Here is a 21,737-nt window from a genome sequence, read left to right on the forward strand (position 1 = left end):
AGGCTTACCCGGGGTCTTTTTTCGACGAACGCCCTGTTTGGGCATGTAAAAAAATATTTTCTCCCGTTTTTTGTTTCTATGACTTTAAATCTTGCTTGTTTTTTCGCTTATGTGACGCACAAGTGTTTGATACGTTACAACGAAATTTCGTTTTTTTGAAATGCTTTTCAGAAACGTTTAATCTTTCCGTATTTTTGTCCGGTAATATTTCAATACATGGGAACAAAATCAGTTTCACTAAAACTCCCCACCAATTACAGTCAGGAATTGCTGCAGAGTATGATCGGCAAAACACTGCGGATTAAGAACTTTTCCTTCGAGCTGGAGACTAAAAGTCTTGATGCCCGAAACAAGTCGAATATTCACTGGTTGGTTAAAGCTGTTGTAACATCGCCTGAGTTGAAAGGTGACGAACAAGTTGAGAAAGAGCAACTGGAAATCCCGTACAGGAAAAGCGATAAAAAAATTGTTGTTGTGGGTAGCGGACCTGCCGGCTTTTTTAACGCTTTTGTACTGCAAAAAGCCGGTTTCGATGTTACACTTATCGAACGCGGATCGGATGTTACAACACGTGGTAAAGCAATTTCCACCTTTGAGCGAACCGGAACTTTTAACGCTCAAAACAATTACGCTTTTGGCGAAGGTGGCGCCGGAACGTTCTCCGACGGTAAACTCACTTCGCGCTCGAAACGCATTTCGAAAGAAAAACAATTTATCCTGTCGAGTTACGTGGAAGCAGGTGCACCCGAAGAGATTTTATATATGACTCACCCGCATTTGGGAACCGACAACCTGCGCAAGATTGTACAAAATCTACGCGATGCTTTTGAATATAATGGAGGTAAATTCCTCTTTGAAACAATGCTGGAAGATGTGGTAATCGTCAATTCAAAAGTGAAAGAAGTTGTTACTTCGAAAGGTAACTTGCCTGCTGATGCTTTGTTTGTAGCACCAGGCCACTCTGCTTTCGAGACCTATAAAATGCTGATCAGAAGAGGCATTCCTTTCCGCACGAAAAACTTTGCCATTGGCAGCCGGATGGAGCACAAACAGGAAACGATAAATCGTGCACAATGGGGAAAACCGCAACTTCCGGGAGTAAAAGCCGCCGAATACCGCCTCACTTCGCAAGCCGATGGTAAACACTCGGTTTTTTCGTTTTGTATGTGCCCCGGCGGGATGGTTGTTCCGGCAGCTGCTTACGAAAATACCAACATCGTAAACGGGATGAGCTACTACAAACGCAACGGCAATTTTGCCAACGCTGCGTGTGTGGCTGCCATTCACCCCGACGAGCTGGCAGGAAAAACGATTTCACCCATTGAAGCCCTTGACAACCTGCAAAAACTGGAGGAAAGCTTTTACAAATATGCCGAAGGTTATGCTGCTCCGGCCTGTTCAATTAGTGACTTTTTCAAACAAAAAGGAAAAGGAACAAATTTCGAAACAAGTTACCCACTGGGATTAAAACCCGCTCCGCTATGGGACTTGCTGCCCAAACCGGTTGTTGAATCGATGCAGGTTGGATTGCAGGATTTTATCCGTAAAATGCGCAGTTTTGAAAACGGCAATTTGCTGGGTTTCGAAAGTAAAACATCATCACCCGTTCAGGTTATTCGCGACAGGAACGGTTTATGCGAAGGCTTCGAAAATATATACATTGTTGGCGAAGGCAGCGGATATGCCGGCGGAATCATTTCAAGTGCCGCCGATGGCATAAAAGCCGCGATGCATTACATTGAATGTCAATAATTGTAAACTTCCGGTTAATTAGAATATCCTTTATTTAGATTGATTCTACAAGATCAAAAAAAACATTAATTTTGTAGTCCTTAAAATAATACGAAAAAACATGGCAGTTAAAGATTTACCTTTTAGTAAAGAACAGCTTGATAGCATAATTGAAAACCACCCCACACCATTTCATATTTACGATGAAAAAGCGATTCGCGAAAATGCACGTTATTTCAAAAACGCCTTTTCGTGGAACGAAGGATTTAAAGAGTACTACGCCATTAAAGCAGCTCCAAATCCTTACCTGATGAAAATTCTTCGCGAAGAAGGATTTGGAATCGACTGTAGTTCGATTGCTGAGCTTGAACTGGCAAAACGTGTTGGAATGAGTGGCGATGAAATTATGCTGACATCGAACGATACGCCGGCTTACGAATTTCAGCTGGCAAAAGATTTGGGAGCGGTTATCAACCTCGACGACATTTCGCACATCGATTTCGTTGAAAAAAATGTTGGCTTGCCCGAAACGATTTGTATGCGTTATAACCCGGGTAGTCTGAAAGAAGGAAACCTGATCATTGGTCATCCTGAAGAAGCCAAATATGGTTTTACACACGAGCAAATGATTGAAGGTTACCGTATTCTGAAAGAAAAAGGTGTTAAACATTTTGGGGTTCACACCATGGTGGCTTCGAACGAACTTGAGCCGAGCTACTTTGTTGAAACTGCCGAGTTGCTTTTCAAACTTATTGTTGAGGTTTACGAAAAAACAGGTGTTAAAATTGAATTTGCCAACCTGGGTGGAGGAATTGGAATTCCTTACAAACCGGGCGAAAAGTCAGTTGACCTGGAATTTGTTAGTGCAGGAGTGAAAAAACTTTACGACGAATTAATCGTTAATGCCGGACTTGCTCCGCTGAAATTATTCTTCGAATCGGGCCGTGCCATTACCGGACCTTACGGATACCTGGTTACCAAAGTTCGCCACATTAAAAAGACTTATAAAACCTATGCCGGTCTGGATGCCTGTATGACAAACCTTATGCGCCCTGCGCTTTACGGTGCTTACCATCACATTACCGTTATGGGAAAAGAAAACGACGAAGCGAACGTTAAATACGACGTAACCGGGTCGTTGTGCGAAAACAACGATAAGTTTGCCATCGACCGCATGTTGCCGGAAATTGAGCCGGAAGACATTGTTGTTATCCACGACACCGGAGCGCATGGTCACTCGATGGGATTTAACTACAACGGAAAACTAAAATCTGCCGAGTTGTTACTTCGCGAGAACGGAGATGTGGCAGAAATCCGACGTGCAGAAACGCTTGAGGATTATTTTGCAACGCTCGACTTCGATGGTGTGAAAGATTTTTAAAAAATACATACTTCACAATAAAATAATGAGGCCGGGCAACAAAACCCGGCCTTTTTTGTATTTTTAAAAGCACACAAAACTGCAGACAATGAAGATAGGATACGACGCTAAACGGGCATTTCTCAACACCTCCGGACTAGGCAACTACAGCCGGAATACCTTGAATGCGCTTGTGAAATATTACCCCGATCATCACTACACGCTTTTCACCCCTGAGATAAAAGCTGCCATGTTGGAAGAGCAGGATAAATTTGAGATAATTGCTCCCGACAATACGCAGTCGGGATTAAAAAAAGCCATCTGGCGATCGATGCAATTGAGTGAAGAAATTCAGGTTATCAACGTTGATATTTTCCATGGATTGAGCAACGAACTTCCCAAAGGAATTCACAAAACCTCCATCCCAACTTTGGTGACTATTCACGACCTCATCTTTATTCGTTATCCGCAGTTTTACAAGACACTCGACCGCGCCATTTATTTCCGCAAAACAAAATACGCCTGCAACGCGGCTACCAAAATTTTAGCCATCAGCCAGCAAACCAAAGACGATATTATCGATTTTATTGATGTTGATCCGGAGAAAATAGAGATTCTCCACCAGGCAATTTCACCCCTGTTTTTTGAAAATGCCAACACCGGATTAATCAAGGAAAAATACAAACTACCCAACGAATTTATTTTGGCTGTTGGAACGGTTGAGGAACGCAAGAACCAGCTCTCAATAGTTAAAGCACTGGTGGATAAAAACATCAATTTGCCACTGGTTCTGGTTGGAAATTCAACATCGTATTGTAACGACATCCATAAATACATTGCTGAAAAACAATTGCACAACAAGGTAATTTTCCTGAAAAATATTCCGGAAGAAGACCTGGCTGCTATTTATCAGCTGGCACAATTATCTATCTACATTTCGGTGTTCGAAGGTTTTGGATTACCGGTGATTGAGTCGATGGCTTGCGGCTGCCCCGTTATTACATCCAATGCTTCGTGTTTGCCTGAAACTGCCGGCGATGCTGCAGTGCTCTGTTCGCCACAAAATATTGAAGAGCTGGGCAACAAAATTGAGCAGATCCTTAACGATACGAACTTCCGCAAAGAATTAATTATGAAAGGACGAATTAGAGCCAATGAATTTCAACCCAAAAAATATGTTGAAAAATTGATTTCTTTGTACGCAGATTTGATAAAGTAATGGATTAAAATCCCCCCTGACGCTTCTTCAAAGCGCCTGTCCCCCATTGGGGGACAATCGAAACGAAGCGAAGATAGGGGGGCAATTGACAATAAAAAGTTGATTTCATGTACGACGATTTAAAAAAGGCAGTTGAAGTTTTAAAAAGCGGGGGAATTATTCTTTATCCAACCGATACCATTTGGGGCATTGGCTGCGATGCCACAAACGTTGAAGCTGTTAAACGCATTTACGAGATAAAAAAACGGAAAGACTCAAAAAGGATGTTGATTTTAATGGAAAATCCTGCGCTGCTCGATCGTTATGTTGATGAAGTTCCTGATGTTGCCTGGGATCTGGTTGAGATCAGTACAACACCGCTAACGGTTATTTACCCGGGCGCAAAAAACCTGGCGGCCAATTTAATCGCTGAAGATGGAAGCATCGGTATCCGTTTCACAAAAGAAGAGTTTACGACTAAGTTGCTCCAACGTTTTCGCAGGCCCATCGTTTCGTCCTCAGCAAATATAAGTGGTGAAAAATCGCCGACATGTTTTGATGACGTTGCGGATGAAATAAAAGACGGGGTTGATTATATTGTGGAATACCGACAAGATGATCGTATACCAGCGAAACCGTCGAGCGTTATAAAACTCGGACCGAGCGGGCAAATCGATATTCTCAGAAAATAAAAAAACTGTCCCCCTTAAGAGACAGTTTTTATCATTTCTCACAATAATTTCTACAATTACTCAACAATTTCCTGTCCGTATTTCGTGGCGAACTTGTTATATAATCTTTTGTGACGGTTATCCTGACTGATCTCGCGACCATTGATGTAGGCCAGTCGAACTTTATTGGTTCTCATGTCCAGCAAATCGCCGTCGGAAACCACAATATGCGCATCTTTTCCTACTTCCAGGCTACCTGCTTTATCGTCGATTCCCAATATCTTTGCGGCATTTAATGTAACGGTTTTTAGCGCTTCTTCTTTGCTTAAACCATAGGCAACACCCTGACCGGCAACAAACGGAAGATTCATACTGTAGGCTTCAGTTTCGTAGGTTAGAGCGGCCAAAATACCTGCTTCGGTAAAACGTGCAGCCATTTCATAAGGCGCTTTTGTGTACGAATCTTTACGTTTTGGCAAACGGTGAATGTGCGCACAAATAACCGGAATATCGTTTTCTTTCAGAAAATCTTTCACCATTAACGCATCCTCATCGGCATCGGCCAAAACGATCTTTTTAACACCCATCTTTTTTGCAAAAGTGATACTCTCGATTACCGATTTCACATAACCGGCCTGAATGTATAAAATGGTGGACCCATCGAAAAGTCCCTGCATGGCTGCCAGTTTCGAATTTACGGGCGAACGGGTATAGACTTTTGCTTCCTGGAAAATACTTTTCAGTTTTTCCACACTTTCGGCATAGTTCTTATTTTCTTCCATGGTGGCGTTACCTCCATAACCTCTTCTGCGGTAATACGATGGCCACGAAAGCCACATTCCTTCATCTGCTGAATACAGAGCATCTTCGTAATTCCATGCATCCATATTCATCACCGATGATAAACCGCACAACATACCACCCTGTGGAATTACTTGTGTCAGCAACACTCCGTTAGAACGCACAACAGGAATAACTTCAGAATCGGTATTATACGAAACACACGATCTCACACTTGGATTTAGCTCTCCGGTTTCGTTATTATCCATTGTTGCTTTCACGCCTTCAATCTCGACTAAACCTATCTGCGAAGCCATTAAAATTAATCCCGGATAAACTTCTTTTCCAGCAACATCAATCGTTTTATAGGCTGAAAAATCACTCCCTAAATCGGAAGCTTTCCCTACAAAAGTCAGCTTGCCTTTATCAAAAGCGATGGCAGCATTTTCAATTACTTCGCCAGTTCCGAGATGTGCAGTTGCCCCTGTCAACACAATGGCTTCTTCTTGTGCAGGCGCCGGAGCCGGAACCTGGGCAAAACCTGCAAATGCCACACTCACAAATAAAATTGTGATAGTTATATTTTTTAATATCGTCTTCATTTTTGTCGTATTTTGATTATTCATCAATGGTAAAACCGGTAATATCTTCATCGTCATACAGGTACTGGTCGTTAACATGCATCGGCGCCCGTTTCATTCCCGGACCACCCTTTGTACCGCCACCTTTAGCTAATATCTTATTCACAATACGCGAACGTTCTTCCTGAATCGACTGATACATTTCCTTATCTTTCTCCCCGTCGAAGTATGGAATGCCGTCAACAAAGGTTTTTGAAGGCATGGCATAAACTGAAAGCGGATGATCCGTCCACAGCACCATATCCGCATCTTTTCCCGGTTTAAGCGTTCCCATTCTGTCGTCGAGATGCAGGATTTTTGCAGGATTTTTTGTTACCAGCTCCATCGCTTCAATTTCAGACAGTCCTCCGTATTTTACCGTTTTGGCAGCTTCCTGATTCAGGCGACGTCCCATTTCCTGGTCGTCGGAGTTGATACAAACCAACACTCCCTCGTTATGCTGAAGAGCGGCGTTGTATGTAATGGCATCGTAAACCTCGTATTTGTAGATCCACCAATCGGCAAAAACACTACCGGCAGCACCGGCCTCGGCCATTTTATCGGCCACTTTATAGCCTTCTGTATTGTGAATTAAAGTATGTGGTTTTATACCAAATTCCTGTGCCAGTTTCATAATCATATTTGTTTCGCTCTGCACGTAAGTATGGCAAGCCATAAAACTTTTTCCGGTGAACTCATCAACAATGGCATCCAGCTGTAAATCTTTTCTTGGCGCCTGTGCCGATGCTTTTTCACTTTCTGAAAGCGCGTTGTATGCATCCCATTTTTGCTGGTATTCTTTTGCGCGGGTATAAACATCTTTAATCGACTGCTCCACTCCCATTCGGGTAAGCGGGAAACGACTACTAACCGGCATCCGCGATTGTTTTACGTTTTCGCCCAAAGCATGCTTCAAAAATCCAACCTGATCTTTTACCACAATTTCATCTGAAGTAGCTCCCCAGCGCAATTTGATCAGTACTGACTGTCCACCGATTGGGTTAGCCGAACCGTGCAGCAAATGCGAAGTTGTTACTCCACCTGCCAACTGACGATAAATAGTCAGGTCTTCCGGATTCAATACATCGCGCATCTGAACTTCCGAAGTAATGGCATTCGATCCTTCGTTGGTTCCGTTCAACGCCATATGCGAGTGTTCGTCAATAATTCCTGGAGTTACGTGCATTCCTGTTCCGTCAATTTCCCAAACATTGCCGGCTTTTAAATCTTTTCCAACCTTGGCAATTTTTCCGTCTTTCACCAACACATCGGCATTTTCAAGAATACCATCATCCTCCATCGTCCAAACAGTGGCATTCTTGATTATATAATCCTTGTACTGTGGTTTCACCTCGTTTCCGTAAGCCACAAACGGGTAAATAACTTTACCGGGCACAGCAACTTCTTCGTCTTTCTTTTTATCCGCGTTCTCTTCACCGGCTTTATCCAGCGTCATTTTCCAGGTAATGTTTTTTCCGTTTGGAAGAATTCCTGTTCCAGCCAAAACATCGTCTTTTATCCAGCCCGAAAGTCTTGTCCATTCCTCATCTTTTGGAAACGACAATGAAATCAAATTCTCTGTAACACTGATTTTTCCTGATTGACTTTTGTCTTCACCGCTTTTTATTTTTAGTGAATATGATGTTGGTTTTCCTTCAATTGAAATGGTATAACTTTCATCGTTGCTCAGCGCCAGGGTGTAATCGCCGATTAACTCGGGCAACTTACTATCTGCGATGATGTATTTTTTCCCTTTCACCCAGTTTTCGTAAATCACACAGTCTGAAGAAAAGATTTCATCCGAAGTAATCAAGAAATTTGCCAGTTTACCACTTTCGAGCGATCCCAACATGTCGTCGCAACCGATCATTTTTGCCGGAGCTTCAGTCAATGCTTTCAAAGCATCTTCCTTCGACAACCCACATTCAATGGCTTTCAGCAAATTCGTTCTGAATTGTTTTTTATCCTTTAAGCCATCGGTGGTAAATGCAATATTTACATCGGCTTCAGCCAATCTTCCTGCGTTGTATGGAGCCAGTTCCCAGTGTTTTAAATCTTCCAGCGGAACCAAAATAGCCTTATAAGGATCAGTAACATCAGGTGCTTCCGGGAAATTTAGCGGCACAATTACCGATGCTCCGGTTGCAGCTACGTCGTCTAGCAATTGGTACTCGTCGCCATTACCTTTCATACAAAAATCGATATCGAACTCCGTCCCGAGTTTGGCCACATCCAACAAATTAATTTTATCGCGAACCTGAAAAACCGAAGGAAGCATGAGGTTTTCGTTTACAGCTTCAAGCGAAGCATCATAAATACTTTTATCGGTGTTTGAAGCATACCATTCAGCATCATAAAAGGTCTGACGTAACAGGGCAAACGATCCCATCAACGAACTTGGATAATTCATCTGCGAACTTCCCTTATCGAACGAATAACCACTGGCTGCTTTACCTTTTAAAACGGCCTGCGTTTCTTTTCCTTCAAGCAGGGCAACCAGTGTGGCAGCTCCCCGCATAATTCCATCCTGCTTTTGAGAAAGTACCGTACCAAAACCGGCTTTGCGGAAATCGGTGGCATCTTTATCGTTTACATGAAACGACTCAACAGCACTTACATAAGATTTTATGGCATCGTTCCAGTAATATGGCCCACCATTTGGCGACTCAAAATTTTGTGGCCGCATAAAATAGGAACGCGGTCCAGATGCCGACTGGGCTTTTTTACTAATTCCATATTCGGTAAACAAATCAATAAACGAAGGATAAATGTACTTCCCTTCCAGATCGATCACTAGCGCATCTTTTGGAACCGAAACATTCTTCCCAACATCTACAATTTTACCCTTCTTAATAATCATCACGGCATCTTTTATCACCGTTTGATAATCGGCAACTACCGTTGCATTGGTAAATGCATAAACCTCTGCCCGTTCGTCGCCAACACCTAAAACAGGCGATAGACTCTGGGCCTGAGCGCTGACAAAAAAGAGTACAGCAAAAATTAAACTAACAGTTTTTTTCATTGACATTATGTTTTTTTGAAACTTAAGAATTCACAACATTCGATTAGAAATGATAATCGTATTTTGGTCTTAGGTTTATAAAGTTGATTCGTCAGAACGGTTGATAATTTCACACTTGACCAATCATCCTTCTGACATTATGAAACAAAATTATCATAATATACGAATTATTGACACCAGGGGACATCTATTTCAATACTTTCACGAATAATTTCACACAATTCCTGAACACTTTGACAACACCCTTGCTATAACATGATTTTTCTCATTAAATGAAGTGAATACATAAAAAAATACCATCCGTCAGCCGACGGATGGTATTTTTGATATAGTGAATATTTTATTCTGCTTACATGCTCTTCACTCTTCCCGAACCGGCAACCGAAGCATCGATACTTGGATTTCCTTTATAATAAACACTTCCTGAACCGGCGATTCGTGCTTTTACCGAACCGTTTGATTTCACGTCGGAATTACCCGATCCTGATGTGTTAACCGTAACTTCTTCGGCTTCAAATCCGGCACCTTTAAAGTTTCCTGAACCCGAAATTGAAACTGAAAGTTCATCTGCAACACCGTCGCCTTCAATTTGGATATTACCCGAACCAGAAATCGAACCTTTTACTTTCTTTGATGAGAGATTTTCAATTTCAATATTTCCGCTTCCACTCACAGCCAGATCAATAATTCGTGCATTAATTTCGTCGGCTAAAATATCGCCCGATCCTGAAATTCCCAATCCGCTAACATCAGGCACTGTGATATAAATATCAATTTTGCCGGGATTGTAATTGCGTTGAAAAATACTTTTCCCGGGAAAACGGATCACCAGTTTATTGCCGTTTACTTCGGTAATAATATCTTCAAGAGTAGACTGTTTTGCTTCGATACTGATGCTTTGCGGACTACCTTGCGTGAGATGAACGGTAGCCGGAATGCGCAAACTGATTTCCGAAAAACTGGATACATCGCGTGTTTCTTCTTCTGCCTGAACTGTTGAGGCAATAAATAAGCCCATAACGAACAGGCTCAAAAATAAAACTCTAGTTTTCATGTAATTACTATTTAAATTTTCGATTTTAAATTCTTCAGTCTTAAAAATATCAGCCGACCACGTTATTCCTTCTCTACAGAAACACCGGTTTGCCAATATTATTATAACGTTTTAATGACGGGTAAACCTGCATAAAGTTGCACACCGGGCAAAAAAAATTGCACCTTTATTTCAATAAACAACGAATTTCATGAAACAGGAACATATTGTACCGGTACAGATTCGGTTTAACGACATCGACCTGATGGGCCATGTGTACAACGCCAAATACCAGGAGTTTTTTGATCTGGCGCGTTTAAAATATTTCGGAACTGTTTTGGGCGACCTGATTAGCTGGACGCACAAGGGATTGATTATTGCTTCGATAAAAGTGGATTACATGCAACCCACCTTTTTAGAGGATCAGATTCATGTGGAGACTGTGGTTTCGTCGCTTGGCGATAAAAGTCTTGAAATGACACAAGCTGTATACAAACAAAATAGTCAGGAGCCGGTGGCGATTTGCAAATCGGTAATGGTTTGTTTTGATATGAAAGCAAGAGTTTCGGAACCTATTCCGGAAGTTTGGAGGAAGAAATTTATGGAGTTTGAGCCTAAATTAAGCGTCGATAATTCCGTCGGGTAGTTTTAATGTAATCGAGCCTTCGTTCTCGCTGTACGAAACCAGCATCTCTTCGTGAAATGGAATTAACAGCTCCTCGCCCCGATACGAAACTGTAAAAACAATATTTCCTGAATAATCATCAACCTGATCGATAACACCAATCTCACCCAACTTACTATCAATTAGCATCAGGCCTTCAAACGTCGATTCGCTCTCTTCCTGCTCGTCGATAATTTCGGAGTGAAACAAATAAGCTCCGGCACCGATCAGGCGCTTGGCGTATTTTTCGTCATCTACCCAATCGAACTTTACAATGGCTGATTTCGATGACCGGAAACGGAAACCATCCTTTTCTACAAAAAACGGAACGAGTAAACCATCCAGTTCAATAAAAAAGCGGTCGCATTCTTCCACCGAATATTCAAACTGTTCGTCAAACTCAAGGACTACTTCGCCATGAACGCCATGCGTTTTTCTGAAGAATCCAACTTTTTGGCAATCGGTTTTTGGTATCGTTTCCATACTTCAAATGTAAAGCATTTTCCCTTGAAACGGTAGTTATAAGCAGAAAGTTCCAAAAAATTGCAACATAATTTTTTGGAAAAGAGGGATCAATCGTAAAATTCGGAGGAGAAGAATATGCCATACTTCAATAATAAATAAGCTACAAACGTGGGAAATATCCTTTTGCCCTATCGGGCAGATTCTACTCTTTGGCTTAGCCCAAACAGTAGACAGAAAACCCAAGGCTGCGCCCACTTCACTCTGAAAAGCTACGCGATGCCAGCTAAAATTCCTGAACTCGTCGTACCTCCTCAGCAGCAGTAATTTTTTAACGCTGTCACCACTTGTTTTCCGGTTCACCGGCCGAGGCCAGGCGACGATGTAGCTGACATCGCATAACTGAACGGCCTCTTTTGGTCGTTGCCCGAAGTTGAAATAAAACCTTAGTGAGAGCGGGAAGCTCCGAGGGATCGAGGAGATCACCCGTCCGAACTTGGGTTTTATGATAACGGAGGGGAAGGATCAAAAGCTGCCTTGAGCTTTTTGCTTCGTTTTTGTGTCAAGACAAAAATGAAGGCCGCCGGCAGGCAGAAAACAACAGCAGTTTCACTGTTGTCTCAAAATTGTCACCCACCAATTTCGCAGGTGATTCAAAAGAGGTTAAACGAAGTGTATAAACACAAAAAAACCACCTGCCGAAAGGCAAGTGGTTTTCTATAATAAGATGAGTTCTCTTTCTTAAGATTCCGCACCTTTTTCTTCTTCCGAAGCTTCCTCTTCAACAGTAGGTGCTTCAGCTTCCGGAGTTTCTTCAACTTCAGCGGCTACTTCTTCTGCAGCTTCTTCAGCGGCTTCTGCTTCTTCTTCAGCAACAGCAGCTTGAGCTTCAGCAGCTAATTCTGCTTCTCTTGCAGCAATAGCGGCAGCTCTTTCTTCGTTGATTTTCTTCTCAGCTTCCAGTTGTTTTTGAACTTCTGCAGCGGCATCACCGGCCAAACGGTCCACTTTTGCCTGAATTTTAGCTTCTTTTTCTGCAATCCAGCTCTCTAAACGCTTTTCAGCTTCAGCTTCATCGAAAGCTCCTTTTTTAACTCCACCCATCAGGTGTTTTTTGTACATAACACCTTTGTAAGACAAAATTGCTCTTACAGTGTCGGTTGGTTGTGCGCCTTTAACAAGCCAGTCGTAAGCTTTGTCAAAATCGAGATCGATAGTAGCAGGATCAGTGTTAGGATTGTACGTGCCAATTCTTTCAATGTACCTGCCATCTCGTGGCGCCCTGCTATCAGCTACTACAATGTGGTAGTATGCGTAGCGTTTGCGACCGTGTCGCGCTAATCTCATTTTTACTGGCATAATTCTATTTTTTAATTTTGAAAAATGTGGCGCAAAGATAGTATAAATTTCTGTTTCTGAAACTTTTACTCCTTTATTTATAAAAAAGGATGCCATCTCTTCAAAAAGATGGCATCCTTATCACTTAGAAAACGAAAAAAATAGCTTCGTATTCTCTGTATTTTTTCTTCAAAATTAATTCTCGCCAGCCTCTACTTTTGCAGCATTTACCATGTCTTCGTTAGCCGTAATAGTAAACTCAACCCTGCGGTTTTGAGCTTTACCTTCTTTGGTATCGTTTGTAGCCCTTGGCTGTGTTTCACCCATTCCAACCGAATTTAAACGCGAGGCCGTAATTCCGTTTGATTTCAGGAAACTAACAACCGATGCTGCACGTTTTTCGGATAAGGTTTGATTGTACGTTTCTGCGCCATCACTGTCGGTATGACCGATTACCAAAATATCGGTATCGTGATATTTATTGAATATCTCCACCAGTTTACCAATGTTTGCCTTTGAATCAGCTGTCAACTCCGAACTATCAAAACCAAAACGCACATCGGCATTTTCATCGAGAATCAACTGTATTCCCTCTTCGCTTCGAACTACCTCGGCGCCGGGCATTGTCGTTTCAATTTCTTCGGCTTGTTTATCCATTTGTTTTCCGATGATTGCACCTGCTCCTCCGCCAACTGCAGCGCCAACCAATGCGCCTGCTGCACGGTTATCTTTTCCGCCAATTAACGCACCCAAGGCCGCCCCCGCCGCTACACCAATTCCTGCACCTTTTTGCGAGCTGTTTGCATTTTGCAACGAGCTGCAACTATTTAAAAATAATCCTGCCACAAAAAGGACAAGAACCACTAATGTTGTATTCTTCATAACTGTGATCTTAATTTTTTACGAACTGATAATAAATTGAAATGATACTCCCCTCGAACGAGGCATCCTGGGACAAAACAAATTCGGTTTCCGATTCCGAAATTAATTTCAGCTTATAACCGGCCGTTACATCTTTTGGCTTCACGCCATCGGGAATAAACTTCCATAAGAAATAAATGTCTGTCCCATCTTCTTCCATAAACCATTTAATCGAATGTGTAGAGTTTACGCAAGCCACATCCATAAAAGAATAGGTTCCTGAATTGTTGTTGCTTACGAAGCTCCATTCACTACCCTGAAAACAATCGGGCGATGCCTGGTTAAACAACTCTTTAATTTCCACCTTGTTCCCCTGATCGGTTGTGATAGACGACAATGTCCAGTTGCCCTTCAAACCTTTTTGCGAATTTCTCACTTGTTTTGTAGTGCTGCACGCGGCAAATAAAGCTACAAGCGCCAGCAAAAGAAATTTGTGTTTCATGTTTATGCCTTTAAATTTTGTATGTTTTGAGAACGAACTTTTGTGTCTGTACAAGTTACAACAATCAATCCTCTAGTCAAACACTAAAACAGAAAAGGAGACACAATGTTGTATCTCCTTTTCTGAATATTTTCGTTCTTATCTGAAAATATTATTATCTCTTTTTGAATAAGCCCTTTTTGAAACGACCTTGCACTAACTCCAACCGTTTTCGTCTTCTAATACCCGTTAAAAATATTCCGACACCGGCAACAACCGGCCCATAATTTACAATAATTGAATTCCCAATATTGAAGATACCAACTAATGATCCAATTGTTATTACAATTCCAATTACGATAAGCACTAAGCCAATCCAGATCATTTCATTTGTTCCCGTTCTTTGAACCTTTATTTGATCTTCCAGAAGAATTTGTCGATCAATATCACGCAAAATATTTTTCACCACAGACTCTTCCAATCCCCTGTTATTAAGCTCATTTCTAATAGCGGAGTAATCCTTCCCATTTCTCCTTTCATCTAAAAAATGTTCGATTAATTCATTCAGAGGCAAGTCGTTCATTTGGTGTGTATGTTATTTACAGATGCCCTCTCAGTAAGAGCATCTGCTTTTTATCAATTATCTTTTTACGTACTGTTGTTCGTAGTATTTTTGGTAATCGCCTGAGGTTACATTTTCGAGCCAATCGGTATTTTCGAGGTACCAGTCGATGGTCTTTTCAATACCTTCCTCAAACTGCAACGATGGTTCCCAGCCCAGTTCGTTTTTAATTTTTGTAGCATCAATCGCATAACGTAAATCGTGACCGGCACGGTCTTTCACATAAGTGATCAGTTTTTCCGACTCACCTTCCGAACGTCCAAGTTTTTCATCCATTTTACGGCACATCACACGAATCAGGTCAATGTTTGTCCATTCGTTAAAACCGCCAATATTATAGGTTTCGCCAGTTTCGCCTTTGTGATAAATTACATCGATAGCACGGGCATGATCTACCACCCAAAGCCAGTCGCGAACGTTTTCGCCTTTACCATAAACCGGCAGCGGCTTATTGTTTTTAATATTATGAATGAACAACGGAATTAACTTCTCCGGAAACTGGAACGAACCATAGTTATTCGAGCAGTTTGAAATTACCGTTGGCACACCAAAAGTATCGTTGTAGGCACGTACAAAATGATCGGAACTGGCTTTTGATGCCGAATACGGACTGTGCGGATCGTAAGCAGTTTCTTCGGTAAACATTCCCTCTTCGCCCAGCGAACCATAAACCTCATCGGTTGAAATGTGGTAGAAACGTTTTCCTTCAAAATTGTCTTTCCAGATGTGTTTTGCAGCGTTTAGCAAATTAACGGTACCAATTACGTTGGTAAACACAAACTCTGTTGGATTCGAAATTGAACGATCGACATGCGACTCGGCAGCCAAATGGATCACTCCATCAAACTGACGTTCTTCAAACAGTTTTTGGATAAACTCGCTGTCAACAATATCGCCTTTTACAAACTCGTAATTGGGCTTGTCTTCAATATCTTTTAAATTATTGAGATTACCGGCGTAGGTCAGTTTGTCGAGGTTTACAATTTTATAATCGGGGTAGTTATTTACAAATAAACGAACCACGTGCGATCCGATAAAACCCGCACCTCCTGTAATCAGTATTGTTTTGTTCATAATGTGTCTGTTCAATGAATTTCTTCTATTTACTTAAAACGTGTTCCTATAGCGATGCCAAATTTAATAAAATCAGCGGTAACATCATCACTCAAATGCTGACTGCTTAAACTGATTGGCAAACAGCCATAAAACCTCGTAAAAACTTTTTCACCCTCGTGTCTGAAACCGAAAACAGGGCTTGCGTATAAACCAGTACAATAATTTTCTGAATTCGGATAATCTAACATCGATTTAAAAACCAGTGTAGTGCCAAATCCGGCTTCGAAAAAAAAATCGCGGTTACCAAAATTACAGGTAAGCTGAAACGGCACATTAAAAGGCCAGTCTGAGTGAGCGGTTTTTGGGGTCCATCCTAAACCAATTTGCGAAATAACTTTAAAGCGTTCGTGGGTAAAAATAGTTCTTCCAACGTTTGCCGACGCAACCAGTCCAACACCTCCCCCTTCTATGGAAAGATAATTTTTCTTCTCCTGGCAATTGCATAAAAATGGAAGAACAATAATGAGGAGTGTTATGAATCGGGACATTTATGATGGTTTTCTCTAACAACGAGAAAACCATCATAATTATTATTTTATTCCACGCACCTTTTTCTCCCAGTTCCAGGCCGAAAGTAAGGTTTCTTCTGTTCCTTTTTCAGCTTTCCAGCCCAGTTCTTCGTTGGCAAAAGTGGTATCGGCCCAAATCTTTTCAATATCGCCGGCACGACGACCAACAATTTTGTAATTCAGTTTTACACCTGTCGCTTTCTCGAAACCGTTTACAATTTCCAGTACCGACAAACCGTTTCCTGTTCCCAGGTTAAAGATTTCGTAGTTCTTTTTGTTTTTGCCTTCCAGCAGTCGCTCGATGGCAACTACGTGCGCTTTCGCCAAATCAACCACGTTAATATAATCGCGAACTGCCGATCCATCCACTGTATCGTAATCATCGCCAAACACTTTTAATTCGTCGCGCAAACCGGCGGCAGTTTGTGTAATAAACGGCACCAAGTTTTGAGGAACTCCTAACGGAAGTTCGCCAATAAGTGCAGTTGGATGTGCGCCAATCGGGTTAAAATAGCGCAAAGCAATTCCCTTTAATTGAGGAAAAGCAGCAATGCTGTCGCTTAAAATATCTTCGTTAACACGTTTGGTATTTCCATATGGCGACTCGGCATCTTTTCGCGGTGTATCTTCGGTTACCGGTAAAACTTCCGGCTGCCCGTAAACCGTACACGAAGATGAGAAAACGATGTTCGCCACCCCATACTTAAGTTGACAATCCAACAGATTCATCAGCGAAACCAGGTTGTTTCGGTAATACAACAATGGTTTTTCAACTGATTCGCCAACCGCTTTCGAAGCTGCAAAATGAATGATTGCTTGAATATCAGAATTTCGGCTAAAAAACTCGTCGGTTTTTGTTGCATCCGCCAAATCAAACTGTTCGAATGCCGGTTTTTTACCTGAAATTTTCTCAATATTATCAAGTACATCGATACTTGAATTTGAAAGGTCGTCTACTATTACAACATCATAACCCGAAGCCTGTAATTCAACAACCGTATGCGAACCAATATATCCGGTTCCGCCTGTAACTAAAATCTTTTTTGCCATAGTTTTTGATTTGAGTCGCAAAAGTAGGAAAATTAGATGTCGAAATCTACAGTTTCTACACTTGACGGCCAGGCTTTTGTAAAAACTTAATTTTAGGGCAGTTGCAGTTTACTTTATGTTTTGTAATTTTACCATCTAAATTCATTGATGTGAGCTTCGGAAAAGAAATATATACACTTCTGTTACAACACGATATTGTAATTATTCCCGGTTTGGGTGCCTTTGTTTCAGAATACCAACCTGCAGAAATTAGCGAAAACAGCGACGAAATAAAACCACCGTCAAAAACTGTTTCTTTTAATCCGCAATTGAAGAACAACGACGGATTGTTGGTTGGTCATATTGCCGAAAAGCTCCATATCGCGCATTTTGAAGCCCTGGTTCGAATAGAAAAAGAGCGGGAAGATATTTTGTTTAAACTCGACAAAGGACAAAAAGTTGAATTTGAAGGCGTAGGTACGTTTTTATACGATAAAGAGGGCAAAATCGAATTTCAGGCTTCTGAAGAAGAAAATATGCTTCTCGATTCTTTTGGTCTTGAACCCATGTCGATGCGCGAGCCGGAACCTGAACCGGAGCCTGAAGTAATACCCGAAGAAGCACCTGCACCGGTTGTCGAACCGGAGATCACAGAAGCAGCTGAATTAAATGAAGAGCCACAGGAAACACAACAAGAGGAAGAAAAACACGTAGAGGAAGAGATAAAGGAAGAGGAAACAACCACCGAAGAACCAAAAATAGAGGAATCGCAACCAACACCTCCACCGGTTAAGGAAGAAGAGAAAAAGAAATCAAAAGCCTGGTTGTTGCTGCTTATTCTTATTCCGTTGATAGCGGTGGCCGGATTTATTTTTTACAAGGGTTATTATAAAGCCGATTCCGAGCTAATAACACCCGAATATACGCAACAGGAAATCACTGAAGAACCGGCGCAGATAATACCGGATACAATTAACACCGATTCATTGGAAATAAATGTTGCTGATACACTTTTAGCTACTGATTCTGTTGAAAATATTCCGGTAGAGGAAGAAGAAGTTGCAGAACCATCGGTAAAATACTACCTTGTTGGAGGAAGTTTTTCGGTAAAAGAAAATGCCGATACTTACCTGCAGGAACTTCAGCAGAAAGGATACGATGCATTTCATGTGGGTAAAAAAGGCCGCTTCTTTATTGTTGGAATAGCAAGTTATAACACATTTAGTGAAGCGGATTCAGCCAAAACAAAATACATGGAAGACAACCCGGGCTCAGAGGTTTGGGTCTACCGAAAATAGTTTACAAAAATCAGTCTTAAGCCAAACAACAATATATTTCGGCATAACACCGAAGAATAACAGCTAATTAAATCGCTTGTGAAATAACAAAAACAGTTTAGAAACGTTAATACAAAAACTGCTTTTATGAACATCGCGCTCTGGATTATTCAAATTATTTTAGCCACTTTATTTCTGACCTCCGGCTCCTTAAAACTGGTCTTAAGCAAAGATAGACTGTCGACATCTTTTAACTGGATTGATGACTTTTCGCAACAACAGGTAAAAATAATTAGCTCGTTTGAAGTACTGGGAGCATTGGGTCTCTTCTTGCCGGGTGTTTACGGTGTTTTTGAAATATTAATTCCGTTGGCCGCGCTTGGACTCGCAATAATGATGGTTTTTGCTGCAATTGTTCATCTCAAACGGTTTGAGCAGAATGAAATGATTCTGAACCTCATCCTTTTTGTTCTTCTACTTTTGGTAAGTATAAGCCGGTTTATAATGTAAGCTGATCTTGCTTGCAAAAACTCTCCCTCCCAGCTAATTGCTTTGCAGAAAAATCCTTTTAGCTCAGAACTAATTTCGGGCAAACTTCGTACACCAAAACACTTCTAATTTTTTATAACCATAAAACTGAAACGTTATGCCGAACAGTGTGTACAAAGTTATTGAACTCGTGGGAAGCAGCCCCGTATCGTGGGAAAAAGCTGCTCAAAATGCCATAACCATGGCATCGAAATCGTTACGCGACCTGAGAATTGCCGAAGTGTGCCAAATGGATATGCACATTACCGAAGGCGAAATTGAATGTTACCGCATTAAAATGAAGGTGTCGTTCAAATACCAGGATTAGACACTCATTTTTTTAAATTACAGATCGAACTTCCCCTGAAGAATTTCCGGGTGAATAAAAACAAAAGCGGCGTCTCTTGTGGAGAGATGCCGCCGGAAACTGAATAGCCAACATCCAGGTTGGCGTGAATTATTTAAACTTACTGAACGGTTAAAAAAACTGCGGTTCATGGCTTTGAAGCAGTTGTAATTCTATTTACAAATGCTATGCCAAAGAGCAATTTCAATCGTTCAAAGTTGGCTATTTATTAAACTCCGCGATGGTGTTTTCCAACAGCTTTATCACATTTTCTACATTTTCGTTAAATACTTTCAGCACTTCCTCCCAGGTAACCGGTGCTTCATCAACATTCCAGCTATCGTAATCGGTACTCAAAGCAATAGCTGCATACGGAATTTGCAGTTCGTTGGCCAGTGCACACTCAGGCGCAGTTGACATATTTATAATATCAGCTCCCCAAATCCGAAACATATTCGATTCGGCACGTGTCGAAAAGCGCGGTCCTTCAATAGTAATTACTGTTCCTGTTTTATGATATCCCAGATTCAGTTCTTTAGCCTGTTCAATTAACATCTGCCTCATGTTCCAGCTAAACGGTTCCGGCATTGCGGGATGATCAAGATTCCCGTCTTCAAAATCTTCAACAAAAGTACTCTTCCTGAAACGCGTAAAATCGATAAACTGATGCGGAAAAACAATGTCTCCGCGACCGATCTCCAAACGCAAACTTCCGCAGGCAGTGGTGGCAAAAATATGCGTACATCCCAGTTCGCGAATTGCCCAAATGTTGGCTCGGTTATTCACTTTTGTGGGTGGAATGGAATGATCGCGACCATGTCGTGACAAAATAGCTACATCAACATCGCCAATTTTACCACATTTAAAAGTTGACGAAGGTGCACCGTAAGGCGTGTCCACTGCAACTTCTTTTGCTTCTTTTAAAATGGCAGGATCTTCAAGGCCGGAGCCTCCTATTATTGCAATTTTTATCATGATTCTATCTGTTTATCTTTTCAGGATATAAGTTTAAAATACTCGTTTTATCAGCTTTACAAATGCCACGTTCCGATATCAGACCGCTCACCAAACGAGCCGGAGTAACATCGAAACCATAATTTGCAACCGGGCTGTTCTTCGGAATAAGGCGAACCGTTTGTATCAAATCATTGTGCCAACCTTCAATTTCGGCAACCTCATCCGCACTTCGTTGCTCTATTGGAATTTCTTTCACACCGTCGTGCATTTCCCAATCAAATGTACTCGAAGGCAGTGCTACATAAAACGGCACCCGATTATCGTGGGCAGCCAATGCTTTCAGGTAGGTTCCTATTTTATTGGCCACATCGCCGGTTACAGTCGTTCGGTCGCTGCCAACAATTACCAGATCCACCATATCGTGCTGCATTAAATGGCCACCGGCATTGTCGGGGATAACAGTGTGCGGCACTCCTTGCTCGCCCAGTTCGTAGGACGTGAGCCTGGCTCCCTGGTTTCGCGGACGTGTTTCATCTACCCAAACATGCACCGGAATTCCCTTCAGATGTGCTTTGTAAACAGGTGCAGTTGCCGTTCCCCAGTCGATACAAGCCAACCAGCCGGCATTACAATGCGTAAGGATATTCACAGTGTCTCCTTTCTTTTCATAAATCTTTTCAATCAATTGCAGACCGTGCTCTCCAATGCTGTTCCCGTAATCAATTTCCAGCTGTTTTAACTCGGCGGCTTTTGCCAATACTTTTTCTTTTAGGTCCGCATTTTCTTTGTTTTCCAAAATAAAATCCAGCATTTCATCCACTGCAAAAGCCAGGTTCACCGCTGTTGGCCTCGAGGATTTTAAATACTCGGCAACCTGTTTTAAATCGTTCTCCCAATTGTTCTGCGATAAAATTAAAAGTGCCAGGTACATGCCATAAGCTGCGGTAACTCCAATTAATGGTGCCCCACGAACCACCATTTCTTTTATAGCAAAATATGCATCATCGGCTGTGCGAAGTGCAAAGGTCTCGAATACAAAAGGCAATTTCCGCTGATCGATCACCTGAATAATTGTCGAATCCTGCTCATCGACCCAAATAGTATGATAATGTTTCCCCTGAATTTTCAT

At 41.7% G+C, this 21,737-nt stretch carries 21 protein-coding genes; 8 read left to right on the forward strand and 13 right to left on the reverse strand.

Annotation, left to right across the window (positions count from 1 at the left end; genetic code table 11):
- Nucleotides 1-216 precede the first annotated feature (216 nt).
- From SLH46_RS20470 to SLH46_RS20485, 4 genes are all read left to right on the forward strand, one after another.
- Nucleotides 217-1,752 (forward strand): NAD(P)/FAD-dependent oxidoreductase, encoded by a 1,536-nt coding sequence (locus SLH46_RS20470; RefSeq protein ID WP_320283089.1) that lies wholly within the window; start codon nucleotides 217-219, stop codon nucleotides 1,750-1,752.
- A gap of 100 nt (nucleotides 1,753-1,852) precedes the next feature.
- On the forward strand, nucleotides 1,853-3,112 hold the full coding sequence (locus SLH46_RS20475) for a diaminopimelate decarboxylase family protein (protein WP_320283090.1): 1,260 nt from the start codon (nucleotides 1,853-1,855) through the stop codon (nucleotides 3,110-3,112).
- Between the two features lie 88 nt (nucleotides 3,113-3,200).
- A complete protein-coding gene (locus SLH46_RS20480; RefSeq protein WP_320283091.1) occupies nucleotides 3,201-4,310 on the forward strand; it encodes a glycosyltransferase family 4 protein in 1,110 nt (369 codons plus the stop codon).
- A 107-nt stretch (nucleotides 4,311-4,417) separates the two neighbouring features.
- Nucleotides 4,418-4,981: an L-threonylcarbamoyladenylate synthase gene (locus SLH46_RS20485; protein WP_320283092.1), complete on the forward strand. Its 564-nt coding sequence runs from the start codon at nucleotides 4,418-4,420 to the stop codon at nucleotides 4,979-4,981.
- Nucleotides 4,982-5,037: 56 nt separating this feature from the next.
- On the opposite strand, the gene SLH46_RS20490 is transcribed toward SLH46_RS20485, so the two are convergent.
- The 3 genes from SLH46_RS20490 to SLH46_RS20500 form a co-directional block, all read right to left on the reverse strand.
- Entirely contained in the window at nucleotides 5,038-6,342 is a 1,305-nt protein-coding gene (locus SLH46_RS20490; RefSeq protein ID WP_320283093.1) for an amidohydrolase family protein, read from the reverse strand.
- Between the two features lie 16 nt (nucleotides 6,343-6,358).
- Nucleotides 6,359-9,385: an amidohydrolase family protein gene (locus tag SLH46_RS20495; RefSeq protein WP_320283094.1), complete on the reverse strand. Its 3,027-nt coding sequence runs from the start codon at nucleotides 9,383-9,385 to the stop codon at nucleotides 6,359-6,361.
- Nucleotides 9,386-9,734: 349 nt separating this feature from the next.
- The gene (locus tag SLH46_RS20500; RefSeq protein ID WP_320283095.1) at nucleotides 9,735-10,439 is read right to left on the reverse strand and encodes a head GIN domain-containing protein; all 705 of its coding nucleotides are present in this window, start codon (nucleotides 10,437-10,439) and stop codon (nucleotides 9,735-9,737) included.
- A 190-nt stretch (nucleotides 10,440-10,629) separates the two neighbouring features.
- Between SLH46_RS20500 and SLH46_RS20505 the strand changes: the two genes are divergently transcribed.
- The gene (locus SLH46_RS20505; protein WP_320283096.1) at nucleotides 10,630-11,064 is read left to right on the forward strand and encodes an acyl-CoA thioesterase; all 435 of its coding nucleotides are present in this window, start codon (nucleotides 10,630-10,632) and stop codon (nucleotides 11,062-11,064) included.
- Here the strand turns inward: SLH46_RS20505 and SLH46_RS20510 are convergent.
- The 8 genes from SLH46_RS20510 to galE all read right to left on the reverse strand — a co-directional run bounded on the left by SLH46_RS20510 (nucleotide 11,038) and on the right by galE (nucleotide 17,521).
- A complete protein-coding gene (locus tag SLH46_RS20510; protein ID WP_320283097.1) occupies nucleotides 11,038-11,565 on the reverse strand; it encodes a ribosome maturation factor RimM in 528 nt (175 codons plus the stop codon). The genes SLH46_RS20505 and SLH46_RS20510 overlap by 27 nt on opposite strands.
- A 720-nt stretch (nucleotides 11,566-12,285) precedes the next feature.
- Nucleotides 12,286-12,903, reverse strand: coding sequence for a 30S ribosomal protein S16 (locus tag SLH46_RS20515; protein WP_320283098.1), 618 nt, complete (start codon nucleotides 12,901-12,903; stop codon nucleotides 12,286-12,288).
- A gap of 174 nt (nucleotides 12,904-13,077) precedes the next feature.
- A complete protein-coding gene (locus SLH46_RS20520; protein WP_320283099.1) occupies nucleotides 13,078-13,764 on the reverse strand; it encodes an OmpA family protein in 687 nt (228 codons plus the stop codon).
- Nucleotides 13,765-13,774: 10 nt separating this feature from the next.
- Nucleotides 13,775-14,245 carry a lipocalin family protein gene (locus SLH46_RS20525; RefSeq protein WP_320283100.1) on the reverse strand — a complete coding sequence of 157 codons (471 nt, stop codon included), beginning with the start codon at nucleotides 14,243-14,245 and terminating at the stop codon, nucleotides 13,775-13,777.
- A 154-nt stretch (nucleotides 14,246-14,399) separates the two neighbouring features.
- A complete protein-coding gene (locus SLH46_RS20530; protein WP_320283101.1) occupies nucleotides 14,400-14,807 on the reverse strand; it encodes a hypothetical protein in 408 nt (135 codons plus the stop codon).
- 57 nt (nucleotides 14,808-14,864) lie between these two features.
- The gene (gene rfbB, locus SLH46_RS20535; RefSeq protein ID WP_320283102.1) at nucleotides 14,865-15,920 is read right to left on the reverse strand and encodes a dTDP-glucose 4,6-dehydratase; all 1,056 of its coding nucleotides are present in this window, start codon (nucleotides 15,918-15,920) and stop codon (nucleotides 14,865-14,867) included.
- 29 nt (nucleotides 15,921-15,949) lie between these two features.
- Entirely contained in the window at nucleotides 15,950-16,450 is a 501-nt protein-coding gene (locus SLH46_RS20540) for a hypothetical protein (protein ID WP_320283103.1), read from the reverse strand.
- 42 nt (nucleotides 16,451-16,492) lie between these two features.
- Nucleotides 16,493-17,521: a UDP-glucose 4-epimerase GalE gene (gene galE / locus SLH46_RS20545; protein ID WP_320283104.1), complete on the reverse strand. Its 1,029-nt coding sequence runs from the start codon at nucleotides 17,519-17,521 to the stop codon at nucleotides 16,493-16,495.
- A 149-nt stretch (nucleotides 17,522-17,670) separates the two neighbouring features.
- Between galE and SLH46_RS20550 the strand changes: the two genes are divergently transcribed.
- The 3 genes from SLH46_RS20550 to SLH46_RS20560 all read left to right on the forward strand — a co-directional run bounded on the left by SLH46_RS20550 (nucleotide 17,671) and on the right by SLH46_RS20560 (nucleotide 19,633).
- On the forward strand, nucleotides 17,671-18,798 hold the full coding sequence (locus SLH46_RS20550) for an SPOR domain-containing protein (RefSeq protein ID WP_320283105.1): 1,128 nt from the start codon (nucleotides 17,671-17,673) through the stop codon (nucleotides 18,796-18,798).
- A gap of 126 nt (nucleotides 18,799-18,924) precedes the next feature.
- Nucleotides 18,925-19,287, forward strand: coding sequence for a DoxX family protein (locus tag SLH46_RS20555; protein WP_320283106.1), 363 nt, complete (start codon nucleotides 18,925-18,927; stop codon nucleotides 19,285-19,287).
- Between the two features lie 136 nt (nucleotides 19,288-19,423).
- Complete coding sequence (locus SLH46_RS20560; protein ID WP_320283107.1) at nucleotides 19,424-19,633, forward strand: dodecin family protein; 210 nt, start codon at nucleotides 19,424-19,426, stop codon at nucleotides 19,631-19,633.
- Between the two features lie 240 nt (nucleotides 19,634-19,873).
- Here the strand turns inward: SLH46_RS20560 and mtnP are convergent, their stop codons facing one another.
- Both mtnP and mtnA read right to left on the reverse strand, forming a co-directional pair.
- Entirely contained in the window at nucleotides 19,874-20,626 is a 753-nt protein-coding gene (gene mtnP / locus SLH46_RS20565) for an S-methyl-5'-thioadenosine phosphorylase (RefSeq protein WP_320283108.1), read from the reverse strand.
- 4 nt (nucleotides 20,627-20,630) lie between these two features.
- Nucleotides 20,631-21,737 (reverse strand): S-methyl-5-thioribose-1-phosphate isomerase, encoded by a 1,107-nt coding sequence (mtnA, locus tag SLH46_RS20570; RefSeq protein WP_320283109.1) that lies wholly within the window; start codon nucleotides 21,735-21,737, stop codon nucleotides 20,631-20,633.

The sequence above is a fragment of the Draconibacterium sp. IB214405 genome, assembly GCF_033963885.1.
Taxonomy (GTDB): domain Bacteria; phylum Bacteroidota; class Bacteroidia; order Bacteroidales; family Prolixibacteraceae; genus Draconibacterium.

Coding starts and splice junctions, on each gene's coding strand:
- galE (WP_320283104.1), bottom strand. CDS start 17,521: ATGGCAAAAAAGATTTTAGTTACAGGCGGAACCGGATATATTGGTTCG.
- SLH46_RS20560 (WP_320283107.1), top strand. CDS start 19,424: ATGCCGAACAGTGTGTACAAAGTTATTGAACTCGTGGGAAGCAGCCCC.
- SLH46_RS20555 (WP_320283106.1), top strand. CDS start 18,925: ATGAACATCGCGCTCTGGATTATTCAAATTATTTTAGCCACTTTATTT.
- SLH46_RS20510 (WP_320283097.1), bottom strand. CDS start 11,565: ATGGAAACGATACCAAAAACCGATTGCCAAAAAGTTGGATTCTTCAGA.
- SLH46_RS20540 (WP_320283103.1), bottom strand. CDS start 16,450: ATGTCCCGATTCATAACACTCCTCATTATTGTTCTTCCATTTTTATGC.
- SLH46_RS20495 (WP_320283094.1), bottom strand. CDS start 9,385: ATGAAAAAAACTGTTAGTTTAATTTTTGCTGTACTCTTTTTTGTCAGC.
- SLH46_RS20525 (WP_320283100.1), bottom strand. CDS start 14,245: ATGAAACACAAATTTCTTTTGCTGGCGCTTGTAGCTTTATTTGCCGCG.
- SLH46_RS20530 (WP_320283101.1), bottom strand. CDS start 14,807: ATGAACGACTTGCCTCTGAATGAATTAATCGAACATTTTTTAGATGAA.
- SLH46_RS20505 (WP_320283096.1), top strand. CDS start 10,630: ATGAAACAGGAACATATTGTACCGGTACAGATTCGGTTTAACGACATC.
- SLH46_RS20485 (WP_320283092.1), top strand. CDS start 4,418: ATGTACGACGATTTAAAAAAGGCAGTTGAAGTTTTAAAAAGCGGGGGA.
- SLH46_RS20490 (WP_320283093.1), bottom strand. CDS start 6,342: ATGAAGACGATATTAAAAAATATAACTATCACAATTTTATTTGTGAGT.
- SLH46_RS20515 (WP_320283098.1), bottom strand. CDS start 12,903: ATGCCAGTAAAAATGAGATTAGCGCGACACGGTCGCAAACGCTACGCA.
- mtnA (WP_320283109.1), bottom strand. CDS start 21,737: ATGAAAATTCAGGGGAAACATTATCATACTATTTGGGTCGATGAGCAG.
- SLH46_RS20475 (WP_320283090.1), top strand. CDS start 1,853: ATGGCAGTTAAAGATTTACCTTTTAGTAAAGAACAGCTTGATAGCATA.
- SLH46_RS20520 (WP_320283099.1), bottom strand. CDS start 13,764: ATGAAGAATACAACATTAGTGGTTCTTGTCCTTTTTGTGGCAGGATTA.
- SLH46_RS20500 (WP_320283095.1), bottom strand. CDS start 10,439: ATGAAAACTAGAGTTTTATTTTTGAGCCTGTTCGTTATGGGCTTATTT.
- mtnP (WP_320283108.1), bottom strand. CDS start 20,626: ATGATAAAAATTGCAATAATAGGAGGCTCCGGCCTTGAAGATCCTGCC.
- SLH46_RS20480 (WP_320283091.1), top strand. CDS start 3,201: ATGAAGATAGGATACGACGCTAAACGGGCATTTCTCAACACCTCCGGA.
- rfbB (WP_320283102.1), bottom strand. CDS start 15,920: ATGAACAAAACAATACTGATTACAGGAGGTGCGGGTTTTATCGGATCG.
- SLH46_RS20470 (WP_320283089.1), top strand. CDS start 217: ATGGGAACAAAATCAGTTTCACTAAAACTCCCCACCAATTACAGTCAG.